Source organism: Solirubrobacter phytolaccae (assembly GCF_027587195.1).
Lineage (GTDB): Bacteria > Actinomycetota > Thermoleophilia > Solirubrobacterales > Solirubrobacteraceae > Solirubrobacter > Solirubrobacter phytolaccae.
The window spans coordinates 53,407-71,146 of sequence record NZ_JAPDDP010000013.1; the positions used below are offsets into that span (position 1 = coordinate 53,407).

Genomic DNA, 17,740 nt, shown 5'->3' on the forward strand with positions numbered 1-17,740 from the left:
TCGCTAGATGCCGATGCCCGGCACGCCGCCGGAGCTCATCTGCAGGTCGTCCCAGGCCTTCGCGGCGAGCTCCCAGTCGGACTCGGAGTCCTGCGTCTCCGGGTTGCGCAGCATCCGGATCAGGTACGCCGTGGCGGACAGCAGCGCGATCGCGGCGAAGGCGATCTGCACGCTGAGCACGCCCTCCTCGGTCCAGTACACGTCGTCGAGCTCGAGCAGCAGCGCGGACTCGTCGAGCACGAGCGCGACGCCCACGCCGAACGGGAACGCGAGGTACTTGTCCAGCTGCTCGCCCTTGGTGCCGATGGCGACGCCGCCGGCGGCGAGCGCGAGGATGCCGCCCGGCAGGAAGTGGTGGATGTGGCGGTCGCCGACCACGACGTCCTTGATCGGCCCGAAGCCGCCCTTCTCGCGGATCGTCCACGTGATGCCACGCGTGATGCCGAACGCGACCGTGAACGAGGCGAGCATGTTGAACAGCGCGTTCTCGCGCGTCCGGGAGACCGCGTAGCCCTCGCGCAGGATCATCACGGCCTCGATCGGCTTCGCGCGCCGCTCGTCCTCGGAGTGGATCTGGCGCGAGCGCGGCAGCGTGCCGAGCTTCCACACGCGCGCGATCTCCGCGCCGAACACGGTGATCACCGCGCCGCCCGCGAGCACGCCGAGCACGTGCGTACGCCCGCTCGATTTGGTCCTGGCCGCTTCCGCGGCCTGGAGCCGCTTAGCCTTGCGCGGCGACACGCTTCTTAGACCCCCTGCGTAGGTACACCTGGGCGAGCTGCTGGACGAAGATCACCCCGAACTTGACGAGCGCGCCGAGCTGCGCGCCGACGCCCTGCCCTGAGGACCGGAACGTCGTGAGCTGCTTGGCGAAGTCGCGGATGCGAATGATGATGATCCCGGAGCCGACGACCTCCGCGCCCTGGTCCTCGCCCTCCGCGACGTGCCCGCGCAACACGCGGGTGAAGAGCGTGGTCGTGTCCTTCCACAGGTCGAAGCCCGCGTCATTCTCGACCACCTTGTGGCCGATCATCGTCAGCGGGTGCCCGACGCCGTCGTAGAAGTGCAGCCGGTAGAGCATCTGCTTGACGCCCGGCTCCTGGTCCACGAACAGGTTGAAGAACCCGGCGACGACCGGCAGCTGGCCGCCGAGCGCGTCGCAGTGCACGTAGCCGCGGGCGGCGGCGGGGCGCAGCGGGTCCTTGCTGAAGGCCTCGATGTCAGCCACCTCGATCGTGAGGTGGAACATGAAGCCGGCCGACCCCTCGCGATCCGGCTGCGCGCCGCGCGCGTAGTCGGTCTCGCCGAACGTGACGTGGCCGAGCATCTCCTCGGTGAAGCGAACGGTTGCGCTCATCTGGCCGCCGCCTCCGCGGCTTTTCGGTCGGGATCGATGATCTGGTCGGCGAAGCGATCCGCCAACGCCGCGATCGTGAAGCTCGGGTTGGGTCCCGTCGGGCCCGGCATGACCGAGCCGTCGGCGATGTGCAGCCCGGGCTGCCCGAACACATTGCCATACGCGTCGACCACGCCCTCCTCGCGCGTGCGCCCCATCGGCGCGCCGCCGAGCGGGTGGACGGTGATCACGCGTTTGAGGAACCAGATCGGGTTGTCGGCGAAGCGTCCGCCGAGCACGCCCGCCATGTCCCGCGAGACCGTGCGAACTCGCGAGAAGTAGTCCTCGGACGCCTTCCGGTTCCAGTCCAGGTCCAGGCGGCCGTTCTTGAGGTACATGCGCCCGTCCGGGATGTCGCGGCCCATCGAGAGCAGCGGCAGGCCGCCGGACGACAGCTCGCTCGGCAGCATCAGGTCGGCGATGTGGGCGGTGACGTCGGTGTCCGGCGAGCCCTTGATCCAGTTCTTGACCAGGTGCGTCGCGCCCTCGCGCCAGCGCCACAGCTGGATCGGAGCCGAGAGGATGTGCAGGATCCACGCCAGGTGCTGTGGGTAGCCCGCGTCCTGCAGGTAGAAGCCGCGGCCCTCGCCGCCGTCCTCCGCGCCCGGGATCCGCGCGGTCGTCGTGATGACCGGGCCGTAGCTGGGGTCCACGATCCGCGGCTCGCGCTTGCCGTCGGTGACCTTGCTCGTGTTGAGGATGAGCGTCAGCAGATCGCCGTTGCCGCAGAAGCGGGAGCCGATCTTCTTGCTCAGGCCGGGGAGGGCGGACCGGTTGCGCAGCAGCAGGTTGGTCGTGCCGAGCGTGCCCGCGGACAGGATCAGGTGGTCGCAGGTGAGCGTGACCGTCGGCGGCGCCTCGGGGGCGCCCGCGTCCAGGTCCGCGTAGTGGACCGTGTAGCCGCCGCCCTCGCGCGGCTCGAAGCGGCGCACGTCCGCGAGCGTGCGGATCTCCGCGCCCTGGTGCTTGGCGTGCGTGAGGTAGTTGTAATCCAGGGTGTTCTTGGACCCGAAGTTGCACCCGACGTCGCACTCGCCCGTCATCTGACAGGTGGTGCGCGTACGGCCGTGAAGATTCGGGATCTTCTCCACGATCGCCTCGCCCGGCACGGGCGGGCGGCCCTCGTTGGCGAAGGTGACGGCGAGCTTCGGGTGGAAGTGCTCGAGCCCGAGCTCGGTCGCCGCCTCCTTGAAGGCGATCGTCTTCGGCGTGGACGCGTACGGCTCATGCTCGACCGGGAAGCGCTGGAGCCCGATCATCTCCTCGACGCGGTCGTAGTGCGGGTCGAGCGACGCGCGGTCGACGGGCCAGTACTCGTAGCCGCCGTCGTTGAGGTCCTCGTGCACGAACCAGCGCTCGTCCTTGCGGATGAAGACGTTCGCGTAGATCAGCGAGCCGCCGCCGAGCCCGGACGACACGAGCGCGTCGATGCCCTTGAACGACCAGTAGTGGTACATGCCCGTCAGGCCGCGCGGCGGGTCCCAGAAGCTCTCGCGGGCGCGGTAGGGGCTGCGGGTGAACGAGCCCGGCGGGTACGGCCGTCCGCGCTCGAGAATCAGGACGCGCTTGCCCGCCTCGGCCAGCCGGTAGGCGGTCACCGACCCGCCGAATCCGGAGCCGACGACGATCGCGTCGAAATGCGTATCAAGACTCAATGTGGTCCAACGCTAACCGTCGCTGGGATTGGGAAGCAAGTACCGCTCGTCCAGGCGTGGCCGGATAGGCTCCCGGCCGGGCACCATGACGACCGGCCAGGACCAGACCCAGACCCTCTATGACGCCGCCGCTCGCACCCGGGCCGCGGTGACCGATCAGCGCTTCGCGGCGGACGTCGACGAGGCGATCGAGTACTTCGGGCCCGACATCGCGTCGCACGTCGGCCGCTACGACACGGGCGAGCTGTTCGTGCCGCTGCAGGTGTGGCTCGGCAAGTGGGAGCCGGGCGCCTCGCTGGTCCTGCAGGATCGCGTCGTCCTGGTCTGGGGGCGGACCGAGGTCCAGCACCAGATCATCCCGCGCAAGCGCCCGGGCGGCGTGGCCGAGGTCGACGTGCAGGTCGATGCGGTGACGCTCTGGATCGACTGCGACAACCCCCTGAACGTGCGCGTCCGCCGCTACGCCGGCACGATGGACGTGCCGGCGACCTACGCCGACACGCTCCGGCCCGAGAAGCTCGACATGGTCGCGACGGCCGAGCTGCCGCCGGAGCTGGAGCAGTGCCCGCACTGCTTCGGCGAGATCACGAAGGGCACCGAGATCTGCCCGCACTGCGGCAAGTACCTCGGCGAGCACAAGCGCTCGAAGAAGTGGCTGATCCTCCTGCTGCTCGCGCTGCTGCTCCTGCTGCTCCTGATCGGCGCGTTCCTGCTGTTGCGCGGCGACGACGAGGATCCGGCGAAGCCCAAGCCGACGCCGACCGCCACCGCGGAGGCCAGTGCCGAGCCGACGCAGGACCCGTTCCGCCGCATCTCCGGGCCGGGCTGGGAGGGCCGCGCGCCGCGCGCCTTCGAGATCAGCAAGGTCGAGCGCCAGAGCGGCGGGAAGCTGCTCGTGCGCACGCTCCGCGGCGACGACGGCCTCGTGATCCGGATCTTCCACACGCCCGAGGAGGACGCGAATCCGGGCACGTTCCAGGTCGGCGACCTGAAGCCGCTGGAGTCCAGCGCCAAGGAGTCCAACCTCGCGATCGTCGAGAACTACGGCATCCCGGAGTGCGAGACGCGCCGCTGCGGCGACCTGCTGCTCAACGACCCCGCCTGGGGCGGCCTCGCGATCACGGTCAACGCGACCAAGGGCGAGCGGCTCGACGCGGCGAAGGCGATCGCCGAGTCGATAAAGCAGCGCTAAAGACCGGCTAAAGGCCCTGGGCCTTTAAGTTAGGCGAGCAGCGTGCGGCCGCCGCTTGATGAGAGCGGGAACGTGTCCAGGTCGAGCGCGACGACGGCCAGGTCGGCGAACAGCGCCACCTTGCCGAGGTCCTCACGCAGGTACGGGCCGCCGTCGCGGCGGTCCAGCACGGAGAGCACGCCGATCGTCTTGCCCTCGCGCACGAGCGGCGCGACGACCATCGTGTACGGCACGTAGCCCGTCCCGGCGGCGACCTGGCGGGCGAAGCGCGGGTCCTTGCGGCACTCGGGCACGAACACGCCGTCCCCGCTCGCGACGACCGCGCCCGCGATGCCCACGCCCGGCGGGAGCCGCATGCCGACGACCTCGGACGCGCCCGCGCCCCACGCCGCCTCGTAGACGAGCTCGCCGTTCGACGGGTCGGTGAGGGCGATCGAGCAGGCGGCGGCCTCGAACATGCCGGCCGCGGTGCGGACGATCGCCTCCATGACGCGGCGGCGCGTGGTCGGCCGGCCGAGCGACTGCGCGAGCGAGTGGCCACGCTCGCCGGTCAGCGGCACACCGATCGCGTCGGCGAACGCCACGGCGGTCGCGATCCGCTGCTCCGGGAGCATCTCGAGGCCGCCGGCGAGGGCGGTCTGGAGCTCCGGCGGCAGGTCCGGGGCGAGCTTGTCGAGCTTGAGGACGTCGCCGTAGCGCGGCGGGGCGCCGATCAGCAAGGTCCAGAGGGTCGCGGCGAGGCTGAAGATGTCGCTCGCGGCGCTGACCGTGCCGCCCGCGAAGACCTCCGGCGCCATGTAGCGCGGGGTGCCGACGGCGATCGTGCCCTGGTCCTCTTCACTGCCGAGCGCGCGGGCGACGCCGAAGTCCACGAGGATCACGCCGTCCTCGCCGTGGATCATGTTCTGCGGCTTCACGTCCCGGTGCACGATCTGCTGGGAGTGCACGTACGAGAGCGCCTCGCAGCCGTGGCGGACGTACTCGACGGCGTCGCCGATCGTCAGGCCCGGGTTGCCGCTGCGCTTGAGCACGGCGCCGAGATCCACGCCGTGGACGAGGTCCATGACGATGTACAGGCCCTGCTCGTCGCTGGAGTGGTCGAGCACCTTGACCACGCGCGGGTGGCTCAGGCTCGCGAGCAGCCGCGCCTCGATCTCGAAGCGGGCCGCGTGCCGCACGTCCAACAGGCGCTTGACCGCGACGTCGGTGCCGGTCTCCCGGTCGATGGCACGGTAAACCGCGCCCATCGCCCCACTGGAGATGGGTGCCACGATCTCATAGCGCCCGTTGAGCGCCTCGCCCCCGACGGCTGTTGCCTGCTGGTCCGGTCGGGTCAGTCGATCACGTCCCTCACCGCTCACGCCGCCTCGGCCAGGCAGGCGGGAGCCGGTCGGCCCAGCGCGCTCAGCATGTCTATGACCAGCGCGCCCGCGGACGCCGGCCGCCCTTCGGGGTCCTTGGCCATCCCGGCGGCGAGCACGTCGTCGAGCGCCCGCGGAAGCTCGGGGCGACGTTCGGACACGCTCGGGGGCGGCTCCACGATATGGGCGTACATGGTGGCGGCGTCAGTGTCGCGCACGTAGGGGACGGTACCGGTCAGCGTCTCGCAGGCGAGACAGGCCAGTCCGTATATGTCCGTCGCGGCGCCTACGCGCTCGCCGTCCAGGAGCTCCGGAGCCATGTAGTCGATGGTGCCCAGAACCTGCCCCGGGAGCGTCAACTGGCTGCCCTCATGGTCGCGCGCGAGGCCGAAGTCGCCCAGGTAGACCTCGGGACCCGGGTCGATCAGCACATTGGCGGGCTTGACGTCGCGGTGGACGACCCCGATCGCGTGCGCGGCGTCCAGGGCGGTGGCGAGCGAAGTGAGGATCTTCATGGCGTCGTCCACGGAGATCGGGCCGGCGAGGATGAGGTTGCGCAGCGTGCTCGAGACGAGCCGGCTGGCCATGTAGAGCTCGCCGTCGACTTCGCCCATCCCGTGGATGGGGAGGACGTGCGGATGGTTGAGCTGGGCCAACAGCTCGGCCTCGCGCCGGAAGCGCGCACGGTACACGGGGTCGACGCCGACGTCATCACGCAGCACCTTCAACGCGACTGCGCGTCCCGTGATGCGGTCGATCGCAAGATAAACGACGCCCATGCGCCCCACCCCGACGATCCCCTCGATCCTGTAGTCACCGAGCTCTGGCTTGTCCATAGCGAGATCGAGGTCTAGTGTCCCGGCTTGACCAGTGAGGCGCAAGGGGCGGCTGTCCGGAAGTGCGGGTAACAACGCTGGACTGCTGGTCGAGCCGATAGTCTGCCGCGCGTATGCCTGAGATCGCACTCGAGCCCAGGCCGGGCGATTCCGTCGGTCCCTACCGGATCACACGGACCATCGGGCGCGGCCGTATGGGCATCGTCTTTGAAGGGGTCGCCGAAGGCGGCACCCCCGTCGCGGTCAAAGTCGTGACCACCGAGCTCTCCCAGGACGAGGTCTTCGTCCGGCGCTTCCAGCGTGAGGTCGCCGCGGCGCAGAAGATCACGCACCCGCACGTGGTCCCGGTGCTGGACGCCGGCGAGGCGGGCGGCCTGCCCTACCTCGTCCAGGAGCTGATCCCCGGCGGGTCGCTGCACGAGCGGATCGAGTCCTCGGGCCCGCTGGACCTCGCGACGACGGTGCGCCTGCTGACCGGCCCCGCCGAGGGCATCGACGCGCTGCACGGCTCCGGCCTCGTGCACCGGGACATCAAGCCCGCGAACATCCTGCTCGACGGCGACCGCGCGTACGTGACGGATTTCGGCCTGGCCAAGGACTCGCAGGCGTCGAACCTCACGCGCCCGGGCCAGGCGCTCGGCTCGCTCGACTATATGGCGCCGGAGCAGATCCGCGGCGAGGACGTCAGCGCCGCGACGGACATCTACGCGCTCGGCTGCGTCATCCACGAGTGCCTGAGCGGCACGCCGCCGTTCGGCGGTCGCCCGTCGATGCGCGTGCTCTTCGCCCACCTGCAGGAGGCGCCGCCGGATCTCGCCGAGGTCGGCATCGACGCCACCACGGCGAAGGCGATCAACCGGGCCCTCGAGAAGGAGCCGGAAGATCGCCCCGCCAGCGCTGCGGGCTACATCAAGGCGGTCGCCAAGGCCGCCGGCATTTAGCTAGCCCAGCCGCTTCTTCACGAACGCCGTCGCGTCCTTGGCGGACTTGCTGTCGAGGACCACGCCCGCGTGGTCGAGCCCGTTGTAGGTCTTGTAGGTCACATCCGCGCCGTTGGCCTTGAGCTTGGGCACGAGCTGGTTGGTGAACAGCGGGATGACGGTGCCGTCCGCGTTGCCCTGCTCGATCTGCACGGGCGCGCGGAGCTTGAGCGTCTCCGGGTCGTTCGCGTTGAGCGCGGCGACCACCGCGGTGAGGTCCGCGCCGGGCTTGAACAGCTCGGACGGGGCGAGGCCGCCGAAGGAGGCCGCCTCGGTCAGGTCGCCGAGGCAGACCTGGTCGACCTGCGGGAACAGCGCCCGGGCGCGGTCGGAGAGCAGGGTCGGAGCGCCCAGCGCCGGCTTCTCGACGTCGATGCCGCGCACGATCATCGCCGCGAGACCGCTGAGCGGGCCGGGGTTGGACAGCGCGCTGAGCAGTCCGGCCTGCTCGCCGAGGTGGCTGGCCGGCGCGAGTGCGAGCGTGCCGCGCACCTGCAGCTCCGGCGTCCACTTGCCCGCGAGCGAGCCGGCCCACAGCGCGGCGTGCCCGCCCTGCGAGTGGCCGGCGATCAGCACCTTCTTGCCGAGCGTGCGGTCCAGCTTGCGCGCGCCGCGGACCATGTCGAGCACCGCGCGACCCTCGGAGACGCCGATCAGGTACGGGTGGGTCGTCGGCGTGCCGAGGCCCTCGTAGTCGGTGCGCACGACCGCGTAGCCCGCCTTCAGCCAGCCGTTGAGCAGCTTCTGGTCGTACTGCGCGGGCATGCCGATCTTCGACGGCGCGCACGCGTCGGCGATGCCGATCGTCCCGTGCGCCCAGGTCACGATCGGCCAGCCGCCCTTCGGCGCCTTGCCCTTCGGGACGTGGACCGTGCCGGAGATGGCCGTGTCGTGGTTCGTCGTGTCGTGGCCCAGATAGAGCAGCAGGCGGTTGCTCTTCGCGCTCGTGAGCTTGGCCTTGCCGGTGAGGGAGCGAACCCAGATCGGCGTGCCGTGCGTGCCCTTGGGCATCGCCTCCGGCGGGGTGTAGAAGGCGTCCCCGGCGGGACCCTTCTTGACGTCGGCGGCCTGAGCGGGAGCGGCGAGGAGCAGTGCCGCAACGAGCCCGGCGAAGAGCGTGTTACGCATGGTCACAGCACGTTAACCGGGCCGGAGCCCGGGAGTAGCGCTTGCACGGCGTCCGCCGCGGGTGTTGGTCCGTCGAACAGCTCGAACTCGGCCCGGATCGCGTTGTCGGCGAGCAGCACGTGGTAGAGGACGAGCGCGACGTTGTCGCGGCTGACGGGGTCGCGCCGCCCCGAGCCGGTCGACAGGTCGACCGTGCCGCTGCCGGGCTCGTCCGTGAGCACGCCGGGCTTGACGATCGTCCAGCTGAGCCCGCTCGTGCGCAGCGCGTCGTCCGCCGCGCCCTTCGCCTCCAGGTACTCCCGCATCGGTCCGGCGTGCACGGCGTCCTGGATGCCGATCGAGGACACGATGACGAAGCGGTCGACGCCGGTCGCCTGCGCCGCCTCGATGCACTTGACGGCCGCGCCGTAGTCGACGGTCTGCTTGCGCTCCGGCCCGCTCCCGGGCCCGGCGCCGGCGGCGAACACGATCGCGTTGGCGCCGCCGATGTGCGGGACCAGGTCGTCGTGCTCGAGGTCGCACAGCACGGGATGCGCGCCGTCGGCCTCCAGGTCGGCGACGTGGTCGGGGTTGCGGATCAGGCCACGGGCGTTGTGGCCGTGGGCGGCGAGGATTCTGAGGAGCCGTCGGGCAATTTGTCCGTGGCCTCCGGCGACGAGGACGTCCATGGGGTTCGCCGTACCCAGGTGACGGCCGCAAGCACCACGACGCCGCCGAGGATCTGCGTCACCGAGAGCGACTGATCCAGCCAGATCCAGGCCATGATCGACGCCAGCACGGGCTCGAGCGTGGCCACGACGGCGACGTTGGCCGCGGGCAGATGGCGCAGCGCGGACACGAGCAGCAGGAACGGGACGAGCGTGCCGATCACCGCGACGCCGAGCGCCAGCGCCACGTTCCGGCTCGAGTCCAGCAGCTCCCACGGGAACGACCAGGCCGGCTGCACGATCAGCCAGAACAGCGTCGCGAAGCCGAACCCGTAGCTGAGCGTGGTGAACGCGTCGTAGCGACGGCCGGCCTGCTGGGAGGACGTGAGGTAGATCGCGAGCGTGACCGCGCCGGCGAGCGCGGCGAGCACCCCGATCCCGTCCAGGTTGTCGGTGCCCGCGGGCGCGTCCACGACCAGCGCGCAGCCGGCGATCGACAGCGCGACCGCGCCCCAGAGCGCCTTCGGCGGGTGGATCCGGTGCACGGCGCTCGCCCAGATCAGCAGCAGCGCGGGCGCGAGGTACTGGATCACGAGCGCCACCCCGATGTCCATCCGCGAGATCGCGAGGTAGTAGCTCGCGTGCACCAGCGCGATGCCCGCGATCCCGAGCCAGGCCAGCGGCAGGATGTCCCTGCGCTCGATCTTCAGACGACGGGGTGAAAACGCCGCGAGCGCTCCGATCAGCAGTAGGGCAGAGACCGCCGAGCGGAACTCCGAGAGCCGTGTCGCGGACATCCCGTCATCGAGCAGATACCGCGACAGGACGCCATTGAGCGCCGAGCACGTGGCCGACAGGACGGTCAGCAGGTAGCCGAGGCGGGCGTTGGGCACCGCGGCATTGTGGCGAGGTGTCCTGCTATCACCGGACAGAGTGAGCGACCAGGTGAGCGTGCTCGACGTCGATCCCGGGCTGGCGGAGCTCGTGCCGGCGGACCAGCGCCAGCAGGCGCGCCAGGCCACCGGGGCCACGATGCTGCGGTTCGGCACGGGCCCGTGGCGCGAGCCGGAGGCGGAGAACACCGAACGCGCCAGGGGCGGCTACGGGATGCTCGTCGTGGACGGGCTGCTGCTGCGCCGTGTGGGCGTCGGCGGCCGGCACGCCGCCGAGCTGCTCGGTCCGGGGGACCTGCTGCGGCCGTGGCAGTACGACGCGGAGACGACCGTCGACGCCGAGTGGACCTGGCGGGTGGTCGCGCCGACGCGGATCGCCGTGCTCGACCAGCGCTGGACGACGCGCGCCGCCCTCTGGCCGCAGCTCGGAGCCGAGCTCGCGGGCCGCGCGATGTCGCGCGCCGTGCGCCTGGTCACGTCGATGGCGATCTCCCAGCAGCCCAAGCTGGACATCCGCCTGTGGATGCTCTTCTGGGAGCTCGCGGACCGCTACGGCAAGGTCCACCCGGACGGCATCCATCTCGAGCTGCCGCTCACGCACGAGGTGCTCAGCCACCTCGCGGGCGCGCGCCGGCCGTCGGTCTCGGGCGCGCTGACGCGGCTCGCGCAGGACGGGCGCCTGATGCGCTCCGGCCGCCACTGGGTCCTCTCGGGCGAGCGGCCCGTGGCGGACCCGCTACCCGTGTAGGGCGAGCGACTTCTCCAGCGCGGCCATCAGGTCCGGCACGGGCTGGGTGCGCTCGGGGTCGGCCTCGGGCAGCTTGATCTCGCCGCCCTTGCGCTTCTTGCGGACGATCGCCTGCAGCCGCTTGCGGTACTCGTCCTCGTAGGCGGTCGGGTCCCAGTCGGCCGACAGCGCCTCGATCAGCTTCACGGCCTCCTTGACCTCCTTCGGCTTCGTGCGCCCGCCCGCGCCGGGGATGCCCTTCGGGTCGCGCACCTCGTCGGCGAAGCGCATCGTGGAGAGCGTGAGCGCCTGCTCGCGGACGCGGATGGCGACCAGGTACTCCTTCGTCCGCAGCACGAACCGGCCCAGCGCGACGCGGTCGGTCTGGTCCATGACGCCGGCGAGCAGCCGGTACGCGCGGACGGTGCCGTCGGTCTCGCCCGCCGGCACCAGGTAGTACGGATGGTCGTAGAAGATCGGGTCGATCTCGCTGAGCTGCACGAAGGACGCGATGTCGATCGTGCGCGTGCGCGCGGGGTCGGCGGCGCTCAGCTCGTCGTCGGTGAGGATCACGTCCTCGTACTCGTTGCCGATGTCCTCGTAGTCGACCTCCTTGCCGTCCTTCGAGCACATGCGGCGGGTCTCGATCGGCGTGTCGTCCTTCTCGTGGACCTGCCGGAAGTGCAGGTCGAGGTCGCGCACGGCGCTGACGAGCTGGACGGGCACGTTGACGAGCCCGAACGACAGCGATCCGGTCCAGAGCGAGCGGGGCATCAGCCGAGGCTCGCCTCCAGCGCCTGCATCAGGTCGTCCGTCTCTTCCTTGGGCTCGGGCGCCTCGACCTCGATGTCCTCGCCCTTGCGCTTGCGCTCGATCACCGCGAGCACGGACTCCCGGTAGGAGTCCTTGTACTGCCCGGGCACGAACTTGGCCTGCAGGCTCTTGACGAGCTTGCCCGCCATCTGCAGCTCACGGTCGGTCGGGTTCTTCTGCGGGCTCGGCAGGTCCAGGTCGTCGGGCTCGACGACCTCGTCGTGGAAGTTCATCACGTGCAGCGCGAGCAGCTTGTCGAGCGGCCTGACGGCCACGAGCCGCTCGCGGTCGTGGAACACCCAGCGGCCGATCGCGGCCTTGCCGGTCTTCTCCAGCGCCGCCCGCAGCAAGCGGTAGGCGTCCTCGCCCTCGTCACCCGCGCCGAGGTAGTACGTCTTGTCGTAGAAGATCGGATCGATCGCCTCGGCAGGGACGAAGTGCTCGACGTCGATCAGCTTCGCGTTCGCCCCGCCGGCGGCCGCGATCTCGTCCTTGCTCAGCTCGACGATGCCGCCGTCGGACAGCTCGTAGCCCTTGACGATCTCGTCGTTGGGCACTTCCTTGTCCTCCTTCGGGCACACCTTGCGGTGCTCGATCCGCGCGCCGTCCTTCAGATGGACCTGGTGGAAGTGGATGCTCTTGGACTCCTGCGCCGTGAACACCTTCACGGGCACGTTGACGAGCCCGAACGTGAGCGTGCCGTTCCAGAGCGAGCGCGGGGCCATCGCTCGCGTACTACCCCGCGATCAGTCGAGGAAGAACGCGATCTCCTCGACCGGCGTGCGTTCGGGCACGCGCTGCTCCTGGCGCGGCGTGCCCAGGTAGAGCAGGCCGATCGGGAGCTCGTCGTCCGGCAACCCGAGCGCCGGCAAGACGGGCACCGTGCGCCAGTAGGCGGCGAGCCCGCGAGCGTGCGCGCCGAGCAGCACGATGTAGGCGGCGACCGCGGTCGCGAGCACGTCCTCGTGATCCTGCTCGGCGTCGCCGGTCTGCTTGGCGCTGACGGCGACGAGCGTGGGCGCGCGGTCGAGCTTGCTCGCCGACCCGGGCTTGTGTACCTCCGCCGCCGCCTTGAGCGCGTCGAGGGCGTTCGGCCCGATCACGCGGAACCGCCACGGGTTCGTCACGCGGTGGTTCGGGGCCCAGCGGGCGAGCTCGAACAGCTCGAGCAGCGTCTCGCGCGGGACGGGTTCGGGACCGTACGCCTTGTGCGTACGGCGCGTGCGGATGAGCTCGTCGATCACCGCAGCGATGGTATGAGCCGCGGCGGGCCCGAAGGCCCGCGCCGCGACGTCGAAGTTCAGGCGCCTAGACGGCGAGCGCCCCGGCCGGGACCGCCGTCGGCCCGCAGGCGAGGAGGTCGGCGATGAGCGTGTCTACGCGCTCCTCGAGCCAGCGCCCGCTCTTGAGCAGGTGCTCCGCGAGGGCGCCCATGTCGCGCAGCGAGTCACGGGCCTCCTCGAGGGTCGTGGAAAAGATGAGAGTGTCTGCGGCGTCGCGGATGCGAGCCTGCTCGCCCGGCAGGAGCTTTGTCGGCCCCAGCTCGGCGAGTGTCTGTACAACGCGCCCGTAGGCCTGTGTGCGTTCGTTGGTCATGACACGTGGTCTCCTGTTCGGAGTCTTCGTCACTTCAACAACGAACTTGAAGGGCGGAACTGGCCGTCAATGCTCGAACCCGACAAGTGTTCGAGTGCCGGGTCGCGGGTACGCGGGGCCCCAGGGGAATGAGCATGCTCGATCTTGGTGTCTTCCACCGCGTCCCAGGGCTGGCGGTGATCGATCCGGCGACCGGTGAGGAGATCGGTCACGTCCCGGCCGGCGGGGCGCCCGAGGCGCACGACGCGGTCACGGCCGCACGCACCGCGCACACCGCGTGGGCCCGCACCGCCGCCGAGGCCCGTGGCTCGTTGCTCAAGGCCGCCGCGCGCCGGCTGCGCGAGCACGCGCGGGAGCTCGCGGAGCTGCAGACGCGCGAGACCGGCACGCCGCTCGGCGGCTCGCTCGGCGGGGTGCACGCGGGGATCGCCGCGATCGAGGCCTACGCCGAGCTCGGCCCACTCGACCGCCGGCCCGCCCCGCGCGGCGACCTGGTGCTGCGCGAGCCCCGTGGCGTCGTCGCGATCCTGATGCCGTGGTGCGACCCGGTCGCCGCGTCGTGCAGCGCGCTCGCCGCGGCGCTCGTGGCGGGGAACACGGTCGTGCTCAAGCCGTCCGAGAAGGCGCCGCTGGCCGCCGAGCGCGTCGTCGAGCTGCTCGACCTCGGGGACGTGCTGATGCTCCTGCACGGCGACGAGCGCGCCGCGCGGCCGCTCGCCACCCACCCGGGCGTGGACCTCGTGATCCGCCCCGGGGAGGAGGCTGCAGGCAGCCACCTCGTGGTCGTCGACGCGGGCGTGGACGCCGACTGGGCGGCCGAGCAGGTCGCGGCGAGCGCGTTCGCGGGCGCGGGCCAGTCGTGCGGGTCGGTGGAGCGCGTGCACGTGCACCGGGCGCTGGCCGAGTCGTTCCTCGAAGCCCTGGTGGAGCGCGCGCGGACGCTGCGGATCGGCCCTGGCCTCTCGCCGGGCACGCAGCTCGGGCCGCTGATCGACGCCGACCAGCGGCTGTGGGTCCACCGCCAGGTCCAGGACGCCGTCTACGAGGGCGCCACGCTGCTCGCGGGCGGCGAGCCGCTCTACGGCCCCGGCTACTTCTACCCGCCGACCGTGCTCGTGGGCGCCCCCGACGACGCGCTGGTGATCTGCGGCGAGACGCGCGGCCCGGTCGTCTCCGTCCGGGTCGTCGACTCCTTCGACGAGGCCCTGATCGGCGGCGAGCGGATGGGCATCGCGTCCGTCCTGACCGCGCTGCACGCCCACGCCCAGCGCGCCTGGCGCGCCCTTCCGGCCCGCACGGTGAGCGTCAACGCCGTGTTCCAGACCCCGCGCGGCGGCGGCGAGCCCGAGCTCCTGGACGCCGTCACCCGCACCAAAGTCGTCCACCTCGCCTGAAACGCGACAGTTGTCGCGTAGAGGGGTCTGACCCCTTTAGGTTGCTTTAGGTTGGGCTCGGGCCTAGGGAACGAGTCGGGGTTCCCTAGGGTGATCCCCAATGGCGGGATCACCGCCGCGCCGACAGTCTCTGCGGCATGGAACCCGACGCCCCAGCTCGCAAGCTCACCCTCTCGACCACCGACAAGCACGTGTGGGGCGTCGGCGGCGGCCTCGGCCGCTATTTCGGCGTGGATCCGATGCTGTTCCGGGTCGCGTTCGGCGTGTCCGTCGTGTTCGGCGGGATCGGCATCGTCGCCTACCTCGCGTTCGCCGCCTTCCTCGCTTATGACGACGGCCGGTCGGCCTGGATCGAGGACAAGCCCCGGGCGGCGTCGCTGGTCGTCATCATCGGCCTCGCCGTCGCCGGCATCACGACGCTCTCGCCGCCCGGCTTCATCCTCGGCCCCGGCCTGTTCGCCATCGCCGTCTTCACCTTGCTGGCGGTAGCGGGCTACCGCGCGATCGGCGAGGAGGTCCGCAAGGACCCGGCGCGGCTCGCCGCCAAGGTCGTGCTGATGCTCATCGCGTTGGCGGCCGCGTTCGCCGCGGCGGTCGCCGTCGGGTTCGTCGTCGCGCTCGGTGGTGGCGTCGCGGTCGCGGTCGTCTCGATGGTCGCCGGCCTCGGTCTGATCACCGCCGGGCTGCTCGGCGGGCCGCGATGGCTCATCCTTCCTGTTCTCGTGCTCGTCGTGCCGCTCGCCGTCGTCTCCGCCGCCGACCTCGACCTCGAGGGCGGCGTGGGCACGAAGCGGTTCACACCGCAGACGGTCGACGCGATCCGGCCGGAGTACCGCGTCGGCGTCGGCGAGATGGTGCTCGACCTGCGCGACCTGAAGCTGCCGCCCGGCGAGACGCGGGTGAACGTGAAGGTCGGGATCGGCGAGGCGCGTGTGCTCGTCCCTAGCGATGCGTGCGCGTCGATCGACGGCGACATCGGCGTCGGCGCCGCGGACATCCCCAACCGCGTGGACGAAGGCCCGGACATCTCGATCCGCGAGCAGCCGCGCCAGCTCGTCATCAACGCCGACCTCGGGGTGGGCCACCTGCAAGTCGACCGGAACCGCGCCGCCTGCGCATGAGGCGTGGCCGTGTCGATCGCACGCTCGTCGTCGCGGGGCTCGCGACCATCGCGCTGGGCGCCCTGCTCCTCCTGGACCGGCTCGGGTCGATCGACCTGCGGTTCGACTACCTGGCGCCCGCGGTGCTGGCGGCGATCGGCATCGTGCTCATCTCCGCGGGGCTGTCGTGAGCAGCGCGGCGCCTCTGGCGGTGCGGCGGGACCCGCAGCACGGCTACCTCGGCGGCGTGTGCGCCGGGTTCGCCGCCCGCGTCGGGATCGATCCGCTCCTGATCCGGATCGGGTTCATCGCCGCGGTCGCGCTCGGCGGCGTGGCGATCCCGCTGTACGCCATCGCCTGGGTGCTGATCCCGTCCGACAGCCCCGAGCGGCCCGCCTTCCAACGGCTGCTCACGCGGCAGGACACGTGGCTCGTCGCCGCGGGCATGGGCTGCCTGACCGCCGCCGGGCTGCTCCTGCTGCGCACCTGGGACGTGTGGTTCGTCAACGACCGGTTCCTGTGGCCGCTCGTGATCGCGGCGACGGGCGGCGCGCTCATCTGGCGCCAGTCGCAGACCGCGCCGGAACGGGTGGCGCAGCGCGCTCGGCTTCCGCGCCAGACCGTCAACCGGGCGACCGCGGGCGCGGCGCTCGTGGTCGGCGGTGCGCTGATCTTCCTGTACGCCAATGACGCGCTGGCGCCGGCGCGCGACGTCGTCGTCCCGGTCCTGGTGATCCTCGTCGCGGTGGCGATCATCCTCGCGCCGTGGTGGATCCGGCTGGTGCGTGGCCTGGCCGACGAACGCGCGGCACGCATCCGGTCGCAGGAGCGGGCCGAGGTCGCCGCGCACCTGCACGACTCCGTCCTGCAGACGCTCGCGCTGGTCCAGAAGCGCGCCGACGACCCGCGCGAGGTCGCCGCGCTCGCCCGCCGTCAGGAGCGCGAGCTGCGCGCGTGGCTGAACAACTCGCGGCCGTCGGGCGAAGAGACGCTCGCGAGTGCGCTGGAGGCCGCGGCCGCGGAGGTGGAAGGCGACCACCATGTGCCGATCGAGGTCGTCACGGTCGGCGACCGGCCGCTCGACGATCGCAGCGCGGCGCTCGTGGCGGCCGCGCGCGAGGCGCTCGTGAACGCGTCGAAGTTCGCGGGCCCGGAGCCGATCTCCCTCTACGTCGAGGCGACCGAGGAGCGCGTCGAGGTGTTCGTGCGCGACCGCGGGCCCGGGTTCGACGTCGAGGAGGTCCCGACCGACCGGCGCGGCGTCCGTGACTCTATTGTCGGTCGCATGGAGCGCCATGGAGGCCACGCGACCGTGCACTCGACGCCCGGCTACGGCACCGAGGTCGAGCTGGTGATCGAATGACCACGGTCGTGATCGTCGACGACCACTCGCTGTTCCGCGCCGGCGTGCGCGCCGAGCTGGACGGCCTGGTGGACGTGATCGGGGACGCGGCGACCGTCGAGGACGCGGTGAAGTGCGTCGTCGAACTGGAGCCCGACGTCGTCCTGCTCGACGTGCACATGCCGGGCGGCGGCGGCCTGGAGGTGCTGCGCCAGGTGGCCGAGAAGCGCCCCGCGCAGCGGTTCCTCGCGCTGTCCGTGTCCGACGCGCCCGAGGACGTGATCGCGATCATCCGCGCCGGCGCGCGCGGCTACGTGACCAAGACGATCAGCGGTGAGGAGCTGGCGGACGCCGTGCGGCGGATCTCCGACGGCGACGCCGTGTTCTCCCCGCGACTGGCCGGGTTCGTGCTCGACGCGTTCGCCGCGGGAGCCGCGCCGGTCGAGGTCGACGAAGAGCTCGAGCAGCTCACGACGCGCGAGCGCGAGGTCCTGCGCCACATCGCCCGCGGCTACCTGTACAAGGAGATCGCGGCGCGGCTGAACATCTCCACCAAGACGGTCGAGGCGCACGTGAGCGCGGTGCTCCGGAAGTTGCAGCTGTCCTCCCGACACGAGTTGTCCCGATGGGCAGTCCAGCGGCGTCTGGTGGACTAGTGCCGGCGATGGCGAACACGTGCG

General features: G+C 71.2%; 20 protein-coding genes. 8 read left to right on the plus strand and 12 right to left on the minus strand.

From position 1 onward, the window contains the following. Positions 1-3 precede the first annotated feature (3 nt). Genes OJ997_RS09310 through OJ997_RS09320 form a run of 3 tightly spaced genes read right to left on the minus strand, consistent with a single transcriptional unit; the run spans position 4 to position 3,051 of the window. Positions 4-741 (minus strand): hypothetical protein, encoded by a 738-nt coding sequence (locus tag OJ997_RS09310; RefSeq protein WP_270024805.1) that lies wholly within the window; start codon positions 739-741, stop codon positions 4-6. Beyond that, positions 722-1,357, minus strand: coding sequence for a hypothetical protein (locus OJ997_RS09315; protein WP_270024806.1), 636 nt, complete (start codon positions 1,355-1,357; stop codon positions 722-724). The genes OJ997_RS09310 and OJ997_RS09315 overlap by 20 nt, the downstream gene beginning before the upstream one ends. Beyond that, positions 1,354-3,051 (minus strand): GMC oxidoreductase, encoded by a 1,698-nt coding sequence (locus OJ997_RS09320; protein ID WP_270024807.1) that lies wholly within the window; start codon positions 3,049-3,051, stop codon positions 1,354-1,356. The genes OJ997_RS09315 and OJ997_RS09320 overlap by 4 nt, the downstream gene beginning before the upstream one ends. 85 nt (positions 3,052-3,136) lie before the next feature. Here OJ997_RS09320 and OJ997_RS09325 point away from each other — a divergent pair, with 85 nt between their 5' ends. Beyond that, positions 3,137-4,243 (plus strand): hypothetical protein, encoded by a 1,107-nt coding sequence (locus tag OJ997_RS09325; protein ID WP_270024808.1) that lies wholly within the window; start codon positions 3,137-3,139, stop codon positions 4,241-4,243. 29 nt (positions 4,244-4,272) lie between these two features. Here OJ997_RS09325 and OJ997_RS09330 read toward each other — a convergent pair whose 3' ends face one another. Together OJ997_RS09330 and OJ997_RS09335 are read right to left on the minus strand one after the other, a co-directional pair. Next, positions 4,273-5,604 carry a protein kinase domain-containing protein gene (locus tag OJ997_RS09330; protein WP_308213569.1) on the minus strand — a complete coding sequence of 444 codons (1,332 nt, stop codon included), beginning with the start codon at positions 5,602-5,604 and terminating at the stop codon, positions 4,273-4,275. Next, entirely contained in the window at positions 5,601-6,440 is an 840-nt protein-coding gene (locus tag OJ997_RS09335) for a serine/threonine-protein kinase (RefSeq protein ID WP_270024811.1), read from the minus strand. Before OJ997_RS09335 ends, OJ997_RS09330 begins: the two co-directional genes overlap by 4 nt. Positions 6,441-6,553: 113 nt before the next feature. On the opposite strand from OJ997_RS09335, the gene OJ997_RS09340 reads away from it, so the two are divergent. Next, on the plus strand, positions 6,554-7,381 hold the full coding sequence (locus OJ997_RS09340) for a serine/threonine-protein kinase (protein ID WP_270024812.1): 828 nt from the start codon (positions 6,554-6,556) through the stop codon (positions 7,379-7,381). Here OJ997_RS09340 and OJ997_RS09345 read toward each other — a convergent pair whose 3' ends face one another. The 3 genes from OJ997_RS09345 to OJ997_RS09355 are packed head-to-tail and all read right to left on the minus strand — an operon-like array spanning position 7,382 to position 10,088. After that, on the minus strand, positions 7,382-8,548 hold the full coding sequence (locus tag OJ997_RS09345) for an alpha/beta hydrolase (RefSeq protein WP_270024813.1): 1,167 nt from the start codon (positions 8,546-8,548) through the stop codon (positions 7,382-7,384). It lies immediately after the preceding gene. Positions 8,549-8,550: 2 nt separating this feature from the next. Next, positions 8,551-9,216, minus strand: coding sequence for an SDR family oxidoreductase (locus tag OJ997_RS09350; RefSeq protein WP_270024814.1), 666 nt, complete (start codon positions 9,214-9,216; stop codon positions 8,551-8,553). Next, positions 9,126-10,088, minus strand: coding sequence for an EamA family transporter (locus OJ997_RS09355; protein WP_270024815.1), 963 nt, complete (start codon positions 10,086-10,088; stop codon positions 9,126-9,128). The genes OJ997_RS09350 and OJ997_RS09355 overlap by 91 nt, the downstream gene beginning before the upstream one ends. Before the next feature lie 40 nt (positions 10,089-10,128). On the opposite strand from OJ997_RS09355, the gene OJ997_RS37485 reads away from it, so the two are divergent. After that, complete coding sequence (locus tag OJ997_RS37485) at positions 10,129-10,836, plus strand: helix-turn-helix domain-containing protein (protein ID WP_270024816.1); 708 nt, start codon at positions 10,129-10,131, stop codon at positions 10,834-10,836. Here OJ997_RS37485 and ku (OJ997_RS09365) read toward each other — a convergent pair. From ku (OJ997_RS09365) to OJ997_RS09380, 4 genes are all read right to left on the minus strand, one after another. Further along, a complete protein-coding gene (gene ku, locus OJ997_RS09365) occupies positions 10,825-11,589 on the minus strand; it encodes a non-homologous end joining protein Ku (RefSeq protein ID WP_270024817.1) in 765 nt (254 codons plus the stop codon). The two genes, OJ997_RS37485 and ku (OJ997_RS09365), sit on opposite strands and share 12 nt — an antisense overlap. Continuing rightward, a complete protein-coding gene (gene ku / locus OJ997_RS09370; RefSeq protein WP_270024818.1) occupies positions 11,589-12,353 on the minus strand; it encodes a non-homologous end joining protein Ku in 765 nt (254 codons plus the stop codon). The genes ku (OJ997_RS09365) and ku (OJ997_RS09370) overlap by 1 nt, the downstream gene beginning before the upstream one ends. Positions 12,354-12,374: 21 nt before the next feature. After that, on the minus strand, positions 12,375-12,872 hold the full coding sequence (locus OJ997_RS09375) for a nitroreductase family protein (RefSeq protein WP_270024819.1): 498 nt from the start codon (positions 12,870-12,872) through the stop codon (positions 12,375-12,377). Between the two features lie 64 nt (positions 12,873-12,936). Next, on the minus strand, positions 12,937-13,224 hold the full coding sequence (locus tag OJ997_RS09380; protein WP_270024820.1) for a hypothetical protein: 288 nt from the start codon (positions 13,222-13,224) through the stop codon (positions 12,937-12,939). 134 nt (positions 13,225-13,358) lie between these two features. Here OJ997_RS09380 and OJ997_RS09385 point away from each other — a divergent pair, with 134 nt between their 5' ends. The 5 genes from OJ997_RS09385 (at position 13,359) to OJ997_RS09405 (ending at position 17,716) form a co-directional block, all read left to right on the plus strand. Beyond that, positions 13,359-14,618: an aldehyde dehydrogenase family protein gene (locus tag OJ997_RS09385; protein WP_270024821.1), complete on the plus strand. Its 1,260-nt coding sequence runs from the start codon at positions 13,359-13,361 to the stop codon at positions 14,616-14,618. A 137-nt stretch (positions 14,619-14,755) separates the two neighbouring features. Next, complete coding sequence (locus tag OJ997_RS09390) at positions 14,756-15,739, plus strand: PspC domain-containing protein (RefSeq protein ID WP_270024822.1); 984 nt, start codon at positions 14,756-14,758, stop codon at positions 15,737-15,739. Beyond that, a complete protein-coding gene (locus tag OJ997_RS09395) occupies positions 15,736-15,909 on the plus strand; it encodes a LiaI-LiaF-like domain-containing protein (RefSeq protein ID WP_270024823.1) in 174 nt (57 codons plus the stop codon). The genes OJ997_RS09390 and OJ997_RS09395 overlap by 4 nt, the downstream gene beginning before the upstream one ends. A 20-nt stretch (positions 15,910-15,929) precedes the next feature. Beyond that, a complete protein-coding gene (locus OJ997_RS09400) occupies positions 15,930-17,081 on the plus strand; it encodes an ATP-binding protein (protein WP_270024824.1) in 1,152 nt (383 codons plus the stop codon). Continuing rightward, positions 17,078-17,716: a response regulator gene (locus tag OJ997_RS09405; protein ID WP_270024825.1), complete on the plus strand. Its 639-nt coding sequence runs from the start codon at positions 17,078-17,080 to the stop codon at positions 17,714-17,716. The genes OJ997_RS09400 and OJ997_RS09405 overlap by 4 nt, the downstream gene beginning before the upstream one ends. Positions 17,717-17,740 lie beyond the last annotated feature (24 nt).

What these genes read in the sequence shown, in the direction of transcription:
- OJ997_RS09315 (WP_270024806.1), bottom strand. Translation starts at nt 1,357, where the DNA reads ATGAGCGCAACCGTTCGCTTCACCGAGGAGATGCTCGGCCACGTCACG.
- OJ997_RS09325 (WP_270024808.1), top strand. Translation starts at nt 3,137, where the DNA reads ATGACGACCGGCCAGGACCAGACCCAGACCCTCTATGACGCCGCCGCT.
- OJ997_RS09335 (WP_270024811.1), bottom strand. Translation starts at nt 6,440, where the DNA reads ATGGACAAGCCAGAGCTCGGTGACTACAGGATCGAGGGGATCGTCGGG.
- OJ997_RS09340 (WP_270024812.1), top strand. Translation starts at nt 6,554, where the DNA reads ATGCCTGAGATCGCACTCGAGCCCAGGCCGGGCGATTCCGTCGGTCCC.
- OJ997_RS09345 (WP_270024813.1), bottom strand. Translation starts at nt 8,548, where the DNA reads ATGCGTAACACGCTCTTCGCCGGGCTCGTTGCGGCACTGCTCCTCGCC.
- OJ997_RS09350 (WP_270024814.1), bottom strand. Translation starts at nt 9,216, where the DNA reads ATGGACGTCCTCGTCGCCGGAGGCCACGGACAAATTGCCCGACGGCTC.
- ku (WP_270024817.1), bottom strand. Translation starts at nt 11,589, where the DNA reads ATGCCCCGCTCGCTCTGGACCGGATCGCTGTCGTTCGGGCTCGTCAAC.
- ku (WP_270024818.1), bottom strand. Translation starts at nt 12,353, where the DNA reads ATGGCCCCGCGCTCGCTCTGGAACGGCACGCTCACGTTCGGGCTCGTC.
- OJ997_RS09380 (WP_270024820.1), bottom strand. Translation starts at nt 13,224, where the DNA reads ATGACCAACGAACGCACACAGGCCTACGGGCGCGTTGTACAGACACTC.
- OJ997_RS09385 (WP_270024821.1), top strand. Translation starts at nt 13,359, where the DNA reads ATGCTCGATCTTGGTGTCTTCCACCGCGTCCCAGGGCTGGCGGTGATC.
- OJ997_RS09390 (WP_270024822.1), top strand. Translation starts at nt 14,756, where the DNA reads ATGGAACCCGACGCCCCAGCTCGCAAGCTCACCCTCTCGACCACCGAC.
- OJ997_RS09395 (WP_270024823.1), top strand. Translation starts at nt 15,736, where the DNA reads ATGAGGCGTGGCCGTGTCGATCGCACGCTCGTCGTCGCGGGGCTCGCG.
- OJ997_RS09405 (WP_270024825.1), top strand. Translation starts at nt 17,078, where the DNA reads ATGACCACGGTCGTGATCGTCGACGACCACTCGCTGTTCCGCGCCGGC.